This is a genomic window from Labrys sp. 22185 (assembly GCF_052045555.1).
GTDB lineage: Bacteria > Pseudomonadota > Alphaproteobacteria > Rhizobiales > Labraceae > Labrys > Labrys neptuniae.
The window spans coordinates 703,482-718,085 of the sequence record NZ_JBQEPH010000001.1; the positions used below are offsets into that span (position 1 = coordinate 703,482).

Below are 14,604 nucleotides of genomic sequence, written 5' to 3' on the forward strand. Positions count from 1 at the left end.
CATGTCGCCATCGACGAAGGGAATTGGAAAGATGACATATCGGATCACGCGCCGCCATTTTACCGCCCTGGGAGCCGCGGCCGTCGCCGGCTTGTGGGCGCGCCCGGGTTCCGCCCAGGCCAAGGAAATCACCGTGCTCAACTGGAAGGGCTACGGCACCGACGAGGCCTTCGCGCTCAAGGCTTTCGCCGAGCAGACCGGCATCACGGTCAAGCATGACTATTTCAACTCCGAACCGGAGATGCTGACCAAGCTGCGCACCAATCCGGGTGCCTATGACGTGGTGCTGATCAACAGCGCCCGCACCCAGCAGGCACAGGCCGAAGGCCTGATCGATCCGGTCGATCTCGCCACCATCGCCAATGCCAAGGACCTGGCGCCGGCGCTGAAGGATCACGCCAATCTCAAGGCCGACGGCAAGACCTATGGTCTGGCCTGGCTCTGGGGCATGAATTCCCTCGCTGTGCGCCAGGGCATCAGCGCCGACAGCTGGACGATCTTCTCCGACCCCAAATATGCCGGCAAGCTGGCCTTGTTCGACGATGCGGTCACCTCGGTCGGCATCGGCGCCCTGCTGACCGGCCAGGATGCCAACGATCCCAAGGACCTCGCCAAGATCACCGAGGTGCTCAAGGCGATGAAGCCGAACGTCAAGCTGATGTGGTCCAGCGAGGACGAATGGAACAAGGCCTTCGCCGCCAATTCCTTCGACATCTCCGTCTACTGGTCCGGCGCGGCGGTGCGCTCCATCCGCCAGCACAAATTGCCGGTGGAATTCATCGTGCCCAAGGAAGGGGCGATCGGCTGGCTCGACAGCCTGGCTGTGCCGACGTCGAGCACCAAGAAAGAGGATGCGCTCAAATTCCTCAACTACATGATCGACCCCACCTTCTACCTGACCTGGGCGAAGGAAGCGGGCGCACCGGCTTCCGCCAATGAGGGAGCCATGAACAAGCTGCCGGCCGATGATCTCAACCGGCAGATCCACAAGGCCGACTACCTGCCGAAGCTCACCTTCATGGCCGCCCTGCCGGATGATCGCCGCCAGGCCTTCAACGACCTGTGGGAAGAAGTGAAGGCCTTCTACGCCAAATAGCAGGGCTTCAAGAAAGCGACGCTGATTCAAGGAAGTAGCCAGTCCGAATGAATCAGTTCCGCAGGGTTGCGGCGGGCCTCGTTCCGCCGGGAACCTCGTGGAAAAGACTTTCACGTCAAGGGTTTGGCGGCTTGGCGTGAATCAGATCGGCAGGCCCTTGTCACATCGGACAAGGGCCGTTCGCTACCGTCTTGCAATCGCAGGAAGGGTCCATGGCGCTTGCTGCATCGCCGCTTTCAGGCTGAGCGATGCCGGCGACAAGGGGAGGGACGAGTGGAGATCGTGTCGAAAGCCGATGGCGGCAAGTCAGGCCCCCGCAGGCGCCTGGGGCAGGGCTGGGCCACGGCGGCCCTGTTGACGCCGGCCTATGGCTGGCTGCTGCTGGCCGTCTTCCTGCCGCTTTGCGCCATGCTGTTCTTCAGCTTCCTGAAGAGCTCGCCGGTTCCGGGGCGGGCACTGGTCTACACCGTCGACAACTACCTCGCCTTCATCAAGCGGCCCTATCTGTTCAACGTCGCCTGGACCTCGATCCAGATCGGGCTGTGGACCACGGGCCTGTGCGCGCTGATCGGCCTTCCCGCCGCGATCGCCCTGGCGCGGGCGACGGCCGGGCGCTCCAGGCACATCCTGTTTCTCCTCATCATCCTGCCCTTCTGGACCAACGGCCTCGTGCGCGTGTTCTCCTGGACCATGGTGCTGAGGGAAGGGGGCATCCTCGATTATGCCCTGCACTGGATCGTGCCGGCCGCGCCGTCGGTGTCGCTGCTCTACAGCTTTCCGGCCATCATCATCGGCCTGGTCCATGCCTACCTGCCCTATATGATCCTGACCTGCTACCTCTCCGCCACGGCGATCGAGGATTCGACCATCGAGGCGGCGCGCAGTCTCGGTGCCCGCACGCCGGTGGTGTTCTGGAAGATCCTGTTGCCGCTCTGCATGCCCGGCCTGATTTCCGGATCGATCCTGATCTTCGTGCCGGTGATCGGCAGCTTCATGGAGCCGCGCATCCTGGGCGGACGCATCGGCGTCACCATGGGCACGGTGATCGAGGACCAGTTCACCGCGGCTTTCAACTGGCCGCTGGGCGCGGCCCTGTCCTTCACCATGCTGGCGGTGGTGCTCGCGATCTTCGCCGTCTCCTCGCGCGTGCTATCCGGCCGCGCCGCGACGCCGTAGGAGGGCGCCATGATTGCACTCGGGCGCACCTTCCTCGCCGCCACTTTGGTCTTCCTCTATCTGCCCATCGCGGTGATGGTGGCGATGGCCTTCAACGCCTCACCCCTCTACACCCTGCCGATCGAGCCGACCTTCCACTGGTTCGGCGTCCTCGCCGAGAACGGGCCGCTGCTCTCGGCCACCTACAATAGCCTGATGATCGCGTTGGCGACTTCGGTCATCGCGACGGCTGTCGGTACCCTGGCCTCGCTTGCCCTCAACCGCCGCACCTTCCGGGGGCAGTCGCTGCTCAAGGTGCTGCTGCTGCCGCCGATCGCCATTCCCTGGCTGATCACCGGCACCGCCATGCTGGTGTTCTTCTTCTGGACGGGCATCGGGCGCGGCCTGCATGCCATGCTGATCGGCCATGTCGCTTTGGCCATCCCCTATGTCGTGCTGATCGTCGGCACCGGCATGCAGACATTGCGGGCCGATCTCGAGGAGGCGGCGATGAGTCTGGGCTCGACGCCAATCCATGCCTTCTTTGCGGTGACGCTGCCCTTGCTGGCACCGAGCATCATCGCGGCCCTGCTATTCGCCTTTGCGGTTTCGCTCGACCAGTTCGTGGTCTCCTATTTCCTGGCGACGCCGGGCGTCTCCACCTTGCCGGTCGAGATCTACACCTCGATCCGCAAGGGCTTCACGCCGGAGATCAATGCGATCTCCGCCATCTTCCTCGGCGTCTCGGCCGTTCTCGTGCTGATCTTCGCCCAATTGTCCAATCTGGGAGGCAGTCGTGATCGGCGTTGAAGTCGCTTCGATCAGCAAGGGCTACGGATCCTTGCGGGTGCTCGACAAGGTGAGCACCGCCTTCAAGGCGGGCGAGTTCACCAGCCTGCTCGGCCCCTCGGGCTCCGGCAAGACCACGCTGCTGCGCATCATCGGCGGCTTCGTCGATCCGGATGAGGGGCGCATCCTGTTCGGGGGCGAGGACGTCACGGGGGTGGCCCTGTGGCAGCGCAAGGTCGGCATGGTGTTCCAGTCCTATGCACTGTTCCCACATATGAGCGTGTTCGACAATGTCATCTTCGGGCTCAATCGCCAGGGCATTCGCGGCGAGGCGGCGCGCAAGGAGGTGGCGCGGGTACTGGAGATGGTGCATCTCACCGGCTTCGAGCAGCGCAAGCCCAAGCAGCTTTCCGGCGGGCAGCAGCAGCGCGTGGCGCTGGCCCGTGCCATCGTGACCAAGCCGAAGGTTCTGCTCCTGGACGAACCCCTGTCCGCACTCGACCGGCGCCTGCGCCAGGACATGCAGATCGAACTGCGCCGCATCCAGCGCGAGAGCGGGCTCACCACCATTTTCGTCACCCATGACCAGGAGGAGGCGCTGACCCTGTCGGACACGGTGGCCATCCTCGATGGCGGGCGCATCGTGCAGGAGGGCGCGCCGCTCGATATCTATGAGCGCCCGCGCACGCGTTTTGCCGCCTCCTTCCTGGGAGACGCCAATTTCTTCGAGGGCACGATGACCGGCGACGGCATCGCGATCGACGGCGGCGTCATCCATACGAGCGATGGGCTGCCGGGCTCCGGCAGCAAGGTCACGGCGGCGGTGCGGCCCGAGAAGATGCGGCTTCTGGCGCCGGGAGAAAACCCCGGCGGCGATAATGTCTTCGCCACGCGGATACGCGAGATCATCTATGCCGGTGCGGTCTCGACCTTCATCGCCGAAGGGCCTGATGGCAGTGACATCAAGGTCCTATCGCAGAATCGGGAGGTCTCGGCTGTCGCGCCCGGGCAGGCCATCACGCTGGCCTGGTCGCCGGCCAACACTGTTCTGTTGCAGGCCTGATAATGCCGGTCAGCGTCAATATTCCGCTCGAACGCGCCTGGAACAGCTGGTCATCGCGGCCGGCCGAAATGGTGTTCCTGCCGCTCGGCCTTCGGCTCACGCCGCTTGCCTTCGCAGCCAGCACGGGCAAGGCCTGCCTGTTCGAACCGGGCGATGCCGTCACGTTGGGGCGGCACGCCCTCGATGCCTCGCTGGTGGAGCTCCAACTCTCCCACGCCGGAACCACCCTCGACTGGCGTTACGCCAAGCCCGATCCATTCAGCCTCACCGGCAGCTGGCAGACGGCCAAGGCCGGCGAATGGGGTTTGCGCTTCTGGATCAATCTCTGCCTGTCGTCGGACAGCGGTGAGGAAGTTCGTTTCGACGAAACGCAGGGCGCTGCCGTCATCCGTGTCGGGCATCGCTTCGCGGCGCTCGTCAGCGAGGAGCCGCCTGTCCAGGTGACTGGACATGCTAGTCTCGCCGATGCGGTGCAGGACTACGAAACGCACGGCTATTTCCATACCCGCTCCCGGGCCGAGGCCGCGCCCGTCCTCGTGCTGCGCTTCAACCTGGAAATGATGCGCGACAATCGCTTCGCGCTCGCGATGGCCGACAGGCAGGATCTCGCCATCGCCCAGGCGCGGGCCCTGCTGGCGCGGCTCGAAATGGTGCCGCCCCAACCGGTTGGCGAGCCCGCCGCCGCTTTGGCGGCGCTACGCGACGTCGTTGCCTGGAACACGGTATGGGACGGCATCAACCAGCGCCCCTACACCGCCATCAGCCGCAATTGGGACCTCGGGAAGTTCGGCGGCTTTGGCGTCTGGCTGAACGACCAGTTCTATGCCGCCCTGATGGCCGGCGAGCTCGATGCCGGCCTGGCGCGCGACAATCTCGCCGCCGTGTTTTCGGGCGCGACGCCGCAGGGCAATCTGCCCTGCCTGCTCACGGCCAGCGATGCCTGGGTCGATCGCAGCCAGAGCCCCATCGGTGGCTTCGTGGTCTGGCAGCTCTATCTGCGCCTTCGCGCCCGCGACCTGATCGAGGGCGCCTATGCCACGCTGGCACGCAACCATGCCTGGTGGTGGCGCGAACGCGATCCGGGCGGGACGGGGCTTGCCTCCTTCGGCACCTCGGATATGGGCGACGGGCTCTACAAGGGCACTCATTTCGGGGCGCGCAATGAATCGGCGATGGACAATTCGCCGGTCCACGACGAGGCCCGCTACGACAAGGCGACGCGCACGCTCGATCTCTGGGATGTCGGCCTCAACAGCCTGCTGGCCCTTGATGCCGAGATGCTCGCCTTGATGGCAGCGGAGCTGGGGCTCGAGGAGGCGGCGGCCGCCCATGCCGTTCGTTCCGAGGCCACGAAAGACCTCATTGGCGAGACTTTATGGGACGGCGATCGCGGCATCTTCGCCAATCGCCGGCGCGGCGGCGGCTTCGTGAGGAGCCTGGCACCGACGAGTTTCTATCCCATGCTTGCCGGTGCCGCGACGCCCGCGCAGGTCGACCGGCTATGCCAGCATCTCGACGATCCCTCGGCCTTCGGCGGCGATCCGGTCATTCCCGGCGTCAGCCGCGCCGATCCCGCCTTCGGCGACAATTCCTATTGGCGTGGCCGGATCTGGCCGCCTTTCAACTATCTCGTCTATCACGGGCTGCGTCGCTACGGGCTGGACGAGAGGGCCTCGGCCCTGGCCCAGCGCAGTTTTGCGCTGTTCCGTTCCGCCTGGGAAAGCCGGCGTATCTGCCCTGAAAACTACAATGCCGAGACGGGTGAGCCGCTCGACCAGCCCGACACCGAGCGCTTCTACAGCTGGGGGGCGTTGATGGCGAAGCTCGGTATTGCCGCCGCGACCGATGTCACGCCCTGGCATGGCTGGGAAATCGCCAATCCGGGCGGGGAGGGCGAGTTGGGACCCTTCGCAAGCCCACTGGGGCCGGTCCGCCTCGCCATTTCACAGGGCCGCCTGAGTCTGATCCAGGGCGAGCGCACTGTGCTGGACACCGATGTCGCCGGACGGATCTCCCAGCTTTCGATGATGGACGGCATGCTGTCATTGCGGCTGCCGCCGCTCGAGCGGGCATGCTTCCTGCGCTTCCCGCATCTCCATGCCGGCATGAAGCCCCGGGCGAGCCTCGACGGCGAGGCGGTCGCAACCACGGAGGAGGGCGGCATCCTGATTCACCTTCCCGCGAGCGCTAAGGCGGCTGATTTTGAGCTGAGGTGGCGTGCGGGAGTGAAGCATAAGGCATCTCGCTCATAGACTGCTAATTCTGGCCAAGAAATGCGACGCTGGCCACCCCTTCGCCCCGTTCTTACGGGGAGAAGGTGAGGATGAGGGGCAGCGCTGCGCGAGCAATGTGAGTTCTGTGTAGCCCCTCACCTCAATCCTCTCCCCGCAAGCGGGGCGAGGGGGCACAAATGTCGAGCCTTTACGGTCCCCTATCCTCTCGCTCGACCCACGAACCTACCCCCAGGTACTAAATTGTATGCTTACTCAGGCAGCCGAACTGTCTTCCAAAGCCAGGAAGCCGCCGGACTGGCGTCGCCACAGCCTGGCATAGAGGCCGTCGCGTTCGATAAGCTCCTCATGCCGTCCCTGCTCGACGATACGGCCGCCATCGAGCACGATCAGGCGATCGAGTTCGGCGATGGTCGAGAGGCGATGGGCGATCGCGAGCACCGTCTTGTCATGCATCAGGCGGCGAAGCTGGCTCTGGATTGTTGCCTCCACCTCGGAATCGAGGGCGGAGGTTGCCTCGTCGAGCACCAGGATCGGGGCATTCTTGAGCAGTACGCGGGCGATGGTGATGCGCTGGCGCTGTCCGCCCGAGAGCTTCACGCCGCGCTCGCCCACGCGCGATTCGTAGCCGGCGCGGCCGTCCTGATCCCCCAGCGTGACGATGAAGTCATGCGCGGCGGCCTGCCGGGCGGCGTCCTCGATGGCGTCCCGATTCGCTTCCATGCGGCCATAGGCGATGTTGTCGTGGATGGAACGGTGCAGCAGGGAATTGTCCTGTGTCACCACACCGATCTGCCGGCGCAGGCTGTCCTGGCTGACGCCGGCAATGTCCTGCCCGTCGATCAGGATCCGGCCCGACTGGATCGCATAGAGGCGCAGCAGCAGGTTGACGAGCGTCGACTTGCCGGCGCCAGACGGGCCGACGATGCCGACCTTCTCGCCGGGGTGGATGGTAAGCGAAAGATCCGTGAACACCGGCTGCGTTCCGCCATAGCCGAAGCGCACATGCTCGAACACGATTTCTCCGCGCGGCACCGAAAGCGTGGCTGCATCGGGAGCGTCGACCAGGTCATGCGGCTTGGCGATGGTGAGCATGCTTTCCTGCACCGCGCCGATATTCTCGAAGACGTCGCGGATCAGATACATCAGCCAGCCCGAGAGCTGGATCAGTCGAAGCACCAGAGTGAGGGCTGCCGCACCGGCGCCGGCCGTCATGTTGCCCTGGCTCCACAGCAGGAGGATCATACCGGCGATCACCACCAGCAGCAGGCTGTTGAGCACCTGCAGCGCGAAACTGGCGCCGAGGATCAGGCGCATCAGGTCCAGGAAGCTCTGGTTCCAACGCTTGAGCGCCTCCTTCACCGCCGAGCGTTCGAGGTCGGAGCGGGCGAACAGCTTCACGGTGAGGATGTTGGTATAGGAATCGACGATGCGCCCGGTGGTGGTCGAACGGCCGAGGGAATTGGCTTCCGAGCGCTTGAGGGCCCGCGGCACGAAAAAGGAGAGCAGTGCAGCATAGGCCGCCAGCCAGAGGACGACGGGCAGCACCAGCCAGGCATCGACCGAGCCGAAGAAGCCGATGGTGACCCCGGCGAAGACCAGCGCATACCAGAGGTCGCCGATCACCGCGATGATCGCCGAGCGGATCGACTGCCCGGCCTGGATCACGCGTGCCGACAGGCGCCCGGCAAAGTCGTTCTGGAAATAGGTGAGGGAATGGCCAAGCGTGTAGATGTGGTTGCGCCAACGGATCTGGTTGGTCAGCGGCGGCACGACGATCAGATTGGTGACGGCCTGGGTCACGAAAAACAGAATCGGCCTCAGGAACAGAATCACGAACAGGGCACCGGCCAGAAGCAGTCCGTGGTCGTGCAGCAGGGTCTGCGGCGAGCCCTTGTTGAGCAGGTCCACGAACCAGCCGACCATCAGATAGATGCCGGCCTCCACGCCGCTGAAGGCCAGCTCGATCGCCATGATGGCGGCGAGCCAGCCCTTCACGGGCTTGAGGTGATGCCACATGAAACGCCACACTCCGGTGGGCGGCGTGTCGTGTTCGTCGAAAGCGGCGAATATGTCTATGCGGCTTTCGAGAAATCGGAATAAGCGCGCAAACATCGAAAATATGACCTTGAAACAATGCTGGAATCGCTAGCGGCGACACCAAAGCAGGAGTTTCAGGTCAAATTACGAGTCGCGCCAGCCTTCTTGGCGGCGGACGGATATTTCAAAAATGCGGACGGCACGTCCGCATCTTCCTTTCCCGTAAACGCCTCAATCCACCAGGATGACCCGGAGGTCGTTGACATTGGTGAAGGTCGGGCCGGGGGCGACGAGATCGCCGATGGCTTCGAAGAAACCGGTCGAGTCGTTATCGGCGAGATAGGCAGCCGGATCGATTCCCGCCGCGCGGGCACGGGCGAGCGTGGTCTCGTCGACGATGGCGCCGGCCGGGTCGGTGGCGAGGCCGCCGCCGCCATCGGTGCCATCCGTATCGGCGGCGAGCGCGCTGATGCCGGTCTCGCCGTCGAGGGCGAGGGCCAGGGCCAGGCTGAATTCCTGGTTGGGGCCACCGCGTCCCTTGCCGGTGATGGTCACCGTCAGCTCTCCGCCGGAGATCAGCGCGGCGCGGCGGCCGGCAGCCTTCAGCGCGCGGGCCTGCCTCGCCTGGTCGGCGGCGACCTGTCGGGCTTCGCCCTCGACATTGGCGCCGAGCACGACGGGCTCGTAGCCATGCTGCTCGGCAAGGCGGGTCGCGGCCGCGATCATGTCGCCGGGCGTGACGACGATGCGAAACTCGCTGTTGGCAAAGACGGCATCGCCCGGCTTGGGTGTCTCGTTGCCGGCATCCTCGAAGAGGGCCCTGGCCGCACCGAGAGGCGTGTTGAAGCGCTCGGCAATGGCAAGGGCCTGGGCATTGCTGACGGGGTCCGGCACGGTGGGGCCGGAGCCGATCACGGCAGGATCATCGCCCGGTACGTCCGAGACGGCCAGGGTGAGCAGGCGCGCGGGATAGGCGGCCTGGGCGAGGCGCCCACCCTTGATGCGCGACAGGCGCTTGCGCAGCACATTGATCTCGCCGATCGCGGCACCCGAGCGCAGAAGATGGCGGGTGATGGCGCGCTTGTCGTCCAGGGTCAGTGCACCGGCGGGTGCCACCCAATTGGCGGAGGCGCCGCCGGAGAGCAGAACCAGCACCAGATCATCCTCGCCGGCTGCAGTTGCAAGCGCCAGCGCGCGCTCGGCGCCGTCGATGCTGCCTTGGTCCGGCACAGGGTGGCCGGCCTCGATCATGGGCAGGGTCTTGAGCGGGCGGCCATAGCCATGCCGGGCCACGGCGACGCCGTCGATGCGATCGGCCGGGATGCCGAGGGCGGTGTAATGGGCTTCGGCGATCTCTGCCATGCTGCCGGCCGCCTTGCCAGCGGCGAGCAGGATTAGACGCCCTGTGCTGGGTGGCGCGGGCAGATGCTGTGGCAGGAAGGTAGCCGGATGGGACGCGGCGACCGCCCCCGTGAAAATGGCGTCGAGAGTCTGGCGGCGGGCATCGGCACGGTCAGGCATTGCGTCTTCGGGCTCCCTCGAGGCAAGGCGCGTTCGAGGAAACGCTCCATGCTTGTTCCTTGCATCTGCCCTCCCGCCGTCTGGTGAGGTACCAGGCGGCGGCAGGCAATGGCTTGCCATGTCCCTTAACCCATGGAGGCGCAGCGAGGCCAGCCCATTGGCGGCAATTTTGAAAACCACAGGCGGTCAGGTGTCCGAGCCGCCTTTCTCGCGGAAGCGGCGCACGCGCATATGAGTGCCGCAAGCCTCTTCCGAACACCATTGGCGGCGTCCGCCCCGCGAGGTGTCGAGGAAGAGCCAGCCGCAATTGATGCCATGGCATTCCCGCACATTGCGGCGGTCACTGCGACTGGTGAGCAGGTCCGCCGCGGCGAAGGCGATGCGATGAAGGATGGCGTCGAGACTATCGCTCTCGCGCCACCCCCATTCGAAGGAGCCGGCGACCAGGCGCAGTTCGCGCTGATGGTTGGCGTTCTGCAGCATGGCATTGAGGCGAACACCGTCCTCCTCGCATCCCGCTTCGTCCATGGTTTCGGCGAGGAAGAGATTTCTCAACGTCGTGCGGAGGGCCCGGGCCCGCGTCAGGGCTGCCTCCGCCTCGGCAGACTTGGTATCGGCCTGGTGCCGCAGGCGGGCCGAAAGGGCCGAATCGATCAGATCGACCCGTTCGGCCCAGGTGACGAGGTCGCCATAAGCGACGAGCAGGTCCGGCCCCCAGCGGTCGCGCCAGGCGTCGACCGTGTTGACGAAATCCAAGGCCGGATGTCCGCCGACGAGGCGGGCGGTGGCAATGGTCCTGGTCTGGCTCATCCTCGCACTTTCCAGCGCCTGGGCTCCAAACTCAAGCGTGCACTGTAACGCTTATAATGATATATAACCGTTACAACAAGTCGACAGAGGTTCCACATGCCTAGCCGCACCACACTGCTGTTCCTGGCTCTTTGCGTGATCTGGGGAACCACCTGGATCGGTATCAAGGCCGGCGTGGAGGCGGTGCCGCCTTTGCTGTTCGCCGGAACGCGTTTCATCGCAGCCGGCGTGCTGCTGCTGGGGTTCGCCGCCTGGCGAGAAGGGCCGCCACAGATGGCATGGCGGGACCTGCCGCGTCTTGCGGCCACCAGTCTGCTGATGATCACGCTATGTTACGCGGCGCTGTTCTGGGGCGTGGCGCATGTCGATTCGGGCACGGCTGCCGTGCTCGAAATGTCATTGACGCCGATAGCGCTGATGGCTTTTGCACTCTGGCTGCGGGAAGAGAGTTTCGACCGGCGGCGTTTCGGTGCCCTGCTTCTCGGCATGGCAGGGCTGGCCATTCTGTTCGGGCCGACTGCGGTTCGAAACTGGTCCGCCGCGGCGGGCGAGGGCGCGGCATTGCGCCTGGCCGGGGCGGCAGCGGTGTCGTGGGCGGCCGTGGCCTATGGTTGGGGCTCGGTGGTCGCGCGTCCCTTGCTGCGGCTCTATTCCTCGACCTTCGTGGCCGGCACCACTACCCTCTTCGGTGGCCTGCTGCTGCTGGCCCTGTCGCTTGCCGGCGAGCCTGGAGCAATTCCCGCCTTGGCGGGCCAATGGGGTTTGGCAGCCTGGGCGGGGTGGCTGTTCCTCGTGCTCTTCGGCTCGCTGATCGGCTACACCATCTACATGACGCTTCTCAGGGAGATCGGTGCCACCCGCGCCGGGACCTATGCGTTCGTGTCTCCCATCATCGCCGTACTGCTCGGCATGATCTGCTTCGGCGAACAGGTTCGCCTGCTCGACCTTCTCGGCATGGCGGTGATGTTGGCCGGAGCCGGCCTTGCCATGGCAGAACCCAAGCCGCGGCTGAAGCCGGTCACGAACTGAGGGCAGTGGTGGCGAAGGAAAAAGCGCCCTGGAACCAAAAGTTGACGCAAGGCGCGATTCCGGTAAGCGCGCCTTGCACCCAGCGATGGTTCGCCGGCGTTCTCAGGAAAAATCAGGCGCGCCGATGGTGGCGATAGTTCCGGCGGTGATGGTGGCGATGCCGGTAGCCTTCACCGCCGTGTTGACGCAGCCAGCGCGGCCCGCGATGCACGCCGGGCATCCCATACCATTTGCAGCGGGCTGTGCGGGACGGCGCGTTGCAGGTCCGGTCCCTGACGGTCTGCACCAGCGAAGGATTGTCAGGCTGGGACACCGGCATGGCCGAGGATGGGGTGGCGAGGGCGAAGGTGGCGCCCAGGGCGATAGCGGCGGCAATAAGAAATCTCATGGGCCTCTCCTGTCGAAATGAAACGAAAACACGCATTTGATCGAAAACGCTCGATCAAACGCATGGGCAGGGAGAAAGTTCCGTATGGGATGACGATGTATATCGCCGCAGACCCGCAAATTGATCCATCGCACCGCGTCTCAACACTGAACGGCGAATACGGTCATCAGAGGATAAATTTGCGGAGTTTGGATGGTGGGCGCGACAGGGATTGAACCTGTGACCCCTCCCGTGTGAAGGGAGTGCTCTCCCGCTGAGCTACGCGCCCCCGAAGGGAAGCGCCTATTTGGATAAAGCCGGCTGCGCTGTCAAGCCGGTAATCGCATCGATCGCAGAAATCAGTTGATCGAAATGCGAAATGACGCGCGTTGCCCCCAACTGCGTGGCGGGAATGTCGGTGTAGCCGAAATCCACGCAGACCGACGGCAACCCGGCGCGCAAGGCCGTGTCGATGTCGGTCTTGCTGTCACCCACCATGATGGCGTGGGCGGGATCGCCGCCGGCGGCCTCGATGGAAAGGGTGAGGTGACGGGGGTCCGGCTTGAACCAGGCGAAGGCGTCGCGTCCGCAGATCGCACTGAAATAGGGGGCCAGCCTCAGGGCTTCCAGTAGCCGGACCGAAAGATCCGTCGGCTTGTTTGTACATACGCCCAATATCCAGCCCCGCGCTTTCAATGTCTTCAAGGCCTTCTCGACGCCGTCGAAGGCAACCGTCTTGTCGGCCAGGTGTTTGCCATAATGATCGAGGAAATCACCAAAGAGCACATCCATGCGGGCCGGCTCGACCGCCAAGCCACACACGGCAAAGCCGCGTTCCAGCAAGGCGCGGGCACCGGCACCCACCAGACTATGCGCCTTCTCGAGCGGCAAGGCGGGCAGCCCTTCGCGAGCCAGGATGAAGTTCAGCGTGCCCATCAGGTCTGGGGCGCTGTCCACCAGCGTTCCATCAAGGTCGAAGATCGCCGTCCGCGGCTGCATCATGCTGTTCTTTCCGGCTTGGTCTGGAAAATGCCATGTCTGGGTGGCAAGCGGAGATTCGAAAATTCACGATTCGAGCTAGGATCGTATCGTCCATGCGAATGTAACCGGGTTCGATCACGCCAGGGCGTGTGACACGACGCCCCAGGCATTCGGGACAATGCGCTCTGCCGAGGAAACGACGAGCCAGTCATCATGAAGCGTTCGCTAGGCCTTGCAGCCCTCCTTCTTACCGCCGGTCCGGTGCTTGCCGCCGACTATGTCTTCGTGGCGGCCCCGCAAAAGGACCTCAACCGGATCTATCGGGTCGACCGGCTGACCGGCGAGGTGGGGGCCTGCCAATATGGGGTCAAGGAGGACAATACCGGCGTCACCCTTTGTTTCCCGGCCGGTGAAGGGGCCGGCAAGCAGGAGCCCGGGGACTACACGCTGATCGCCTCCAGCCACGAGCGCGAGAGTTCGGTGTTCCGGGTGGAACAGCGTACCGGGACGATGAGCGTGTGCTATGTCTGGAAGGATCAGGTCATCTGCACGCCGCCGGGGAAATAAGCAGAAGCCGCAATGGGCGCATGGGTGGGCTCGCCGGGCTAAGGGGGGAGGCCGATTTTCCTTGTGTCTAGCCCCTTGCTTCTCAAACTTAACTGATGCAATCGGCGGCAAAGCCGTTATAACCGCCGCCTGATCCCAGGCAGATTCCTCCTGATCGCGCCCATGACGCGATCAGGAGGAATCTGTAAAAGACCGAACTCCGCTTGGGACGCATCGTCCGATAACCCGAACAGCACAAGGTTGCCATGACCCCTGACGACATGAAGCGCGAAGCAGCCCGAGCCGCGCTCGCCCATGTCGAAAGCGGCATGAGGCTGGGCCTGGGCCATGGCTCGACGACCAAGCACTTCGTCGACCTTTTGGGCGAGAAGGTGCGCGACGGGCTCGATGTCATTTGCGTGCCGGCCTCCGAATTCACCCATGACCAGGCCAAGGGCCTGGGCATTCCCTTGACCACACTCGACGAGACGCCCGAACTCGATCTGGCCGTCGACGGCGCCGACGAGATTGGTCCGGCTCTCGGGTTGATCAAGGGCGGTGGCGGCGCGTTGCTGCGCGAGAAGATCGTCGCAGCGGCGGCGGCTTCGATGCTGGTGATCGCCGACGAATCCAAGGTCGTACCCGTGCTCGGGCGCTTCCCGCTGCCGGTGGAGGTCATTCCCTTCGGCTTCGGTGCGACCCGGGCAGCGGTGGAACGTATTGCCGCAAAACTCGGACTTTCCGGTGAATTGCGCCTGCGTCATCAGCCTGACGGCCTTGTTTTCGTCACGGATGGCGGGCACCACATCCTTGATTGCCACTTTCAACAGATCCCCGATCCCGCTGCCCTGGCGGCGGGCCTGTCCACCATTCCCGGTGTCGTCGAACACGGACTGTTTCTCGGATATGCCAAAGGCGCTTATGTCGCCGGCTCTTCGGGAGTCCGCTTCATCGGGCCAGCCTGATTTGTGATGGG

13 protein-coding genes and 1 tRNA gene are annotated in these 14,604 nt (G+C 64.5%); 8 read left to right on the forward strand and 6 right to left on the reverse strand.

All coding sequences use genetic code 11. The features are described 5' to 3' along the window. Positions 1–31 precede the first annotated feature (31 nt). From ACTJKX_RS03325 to ACTJKX_RS03345, 5 genes are all read left to right on the forward strand, one after another. Positions 32–1,096 (forward strand): ABC transporter substrate-binding protein, encoded by a 1,065-nt coding sequence (locus ACTJKX_RS03325; protein ID WP_311933233.1) that lies wholly within the window; start codon positions 32–34, stop codon positions 1,094–1,096. Between the two features lie 408 nt (positions 1,097–1,504). Beyond that, on the forward strand, positions 1,505–2,272 hold the full coding sequence (locus tag ACTJKX_RS03330; RefSeq protein ID WP_311933884.1) for an ABC transporter permease: 768 nt from the start codon (positions 1,505–1,507) through the stop codon (positions 2,270–2,272). A gap of 9 nt (positions 2,273–2,281) precedes the next feature. Then, positions 2,282–3,061, forward strand: a complete 780-nt coding sequence (locus ACTJKX_RS03335) for an ABC transporter permease (RefSeq protein ID WP_149254489.1) — start codon at positions 2,282–2,284, stop codon at positions 3,059–3,061. Next, positions 3,048–4,103: an ABC transporter ATP-binding protein gene (locus ACTJKX_RS03340; protein WP_440724367.1), complete on the forward strand. Its 1,056-nt coding sequence runs from the start codon at positions 3,048–3,050 to the stop codon at positions 4,101–4,103. The genes ACTJKX_RS03335 and ACTJKX_RS03340 overlap by 14 nt, the downstream gene beginning before the upstream one ends. Before the next feature lie 2 nt (positions 4,104–4,105). After that, positions 4,106–6,355 carry an MGH1-like glycoside hydrolase domain-containing protein gene (locus tag ACTJKX_RS03345; RefSeq protein ID WP_440724368.1) on the forward strand — a complete coding sequence of 750 codons (2,250 nt, stop codon included), beginning with the start codon at positions 4,106–4,108 and terminating at the stop codon, positions 6,353–6,355. 234 nt (positions 6,356–6,589) lie between these two features. Here the strand turns inward: ACTJKX_RS03345 and ACTJKX_RS03350 are convergent, their stop codons facing one another. The 3 genes from ACTJKX_RS03350 to ACTJKX_RS03360 all read right to left on the reverse strand — a co-directional run bounded on the left by ACTJKX_RS03350 (position 6,590) and on the right by ACTJKX_RS03360 (position 10,705). Continuing rightward, positions 6,590–8,449: an ABC transporter ATP-binding protein gene (locus ACTJKX_RS03350; RefSeq protein ID WP_394309936.1), complete on the reverse strand. Its 1,860-nt coding sequence runs from the start codon at positions 8,447–8,449 to the stop codon at positions 6,590–6,592. A 156-nt stretch (positions 8,450–8,605) separates the two neighbouring features. After that, positions 8,606–9,895, reverse strand: a complete 1,290-nt coding sequence (locus ACTJKX_RS03355; protein WP_415082815.1) for a glycerate kinase type-2 family protein — start codon at positions 9,893–9,895, stop codon at positions 8,606–8,608. Positions 9,896–10,081: 186 nt separating this feature from the next. Beyond that, positions 10,082–10,705 carry a CGNR zinc finger domain-containing protein gene (locus tag ACTJKX_RS03360; RefSeq protein WP_394309933.1) on the reverse strand — a complete coding sequence of 208 codons (624 nt, stop codon included), beginning with the start codon at positions 10,703–10,705 and terminating at the stop codon, positions 10,082–10,084. A gap of 96 nt (positions 10,706–10,801) precedes the next feature. Between ACTJKX_RS03360 and ACTJKX_RS03365 the strand changes: the two genes are divergently transcribed. Next, the gene (locus ACTJKX_RS03365; protein WP_440724369.1) at positions 10,802–11,734 is read left to right on the forward strand and encodes a DMT family transporter; all 933 of its coding nucleotides are present in this window, start codon (positions 10,802–10,804) and stop codon (positions 11,732–11,734) included. A 112-nt stretch (positions 11,735–11,846) separates the two neighbouring features. Here ACTJKX_RS03365 and ACTJKX_RS03370 read toward each other — a convergent pair whose 3' ends face one another. The 3 genes from ACTJKX_RS03370 to gph form a co-directional block, all read right to left on the reverse strand. Continuing rightward, the gene (locus ACTJKX_RS03370; protein ID WP_440724370.1) at positions 11,847–12,122 is read right to left on the reverse strand and encodes a hypothetical protein; all 276 of its coding nucleotides are present in this window, start codon (positions 12,120–12,122) and stop codon (positions 11,847–11,849) included. Positions 12,123–12,315: 193 nt separating this feature from the next. Next, positions 12,316–12,390 (reverse strand) — tRNA-Val (locus tag ACTJKX_RS03375). A 14-nt stretch (positions 12,391–12,404) separates the two neighbouring features. Then, complete coding sequence (gene gph / locus ACTJKX_RS03380) at positions 12,405–13,103, reverse strand: phosphoglycolate phosphatase (RefSeq protein WP_311933224.1); 699 nt, start codon at positions 13,101–13,103, stop codon at positions 12,405–12,407. A 192-nt stretch (positions 13,104–13,295) separates the two neighbouring features. Between gph and ACTJKX_RS03385 the strand changes: the two genes are divergently transcribed. Further along, positions 13,296–13,649, forward strand: coding sequence for a hypothetical protein (locus ACTJKX_RS03385; protein ID WP_440724371.1), 354 nt, complete (start codon positions 13,296–13,298; stop codon positions 13,647–13,649). 245 nt (positions 13,650–13,894) lie between these two features. Continuing rightward, positions 13,895–14,593, forward strand: coding sequence for a ribose-5-phosphate isomerase RpiA (rpiA, locus tag ACTJKX_RS03390; RefSeq protein ID WP_440724372.1), 699 nt, complete (start codon positions 13,895–13,897; stop codon positions 14,591–14,593). Positions 14,594–14,604: the final 11 nt, after the last annotated feature.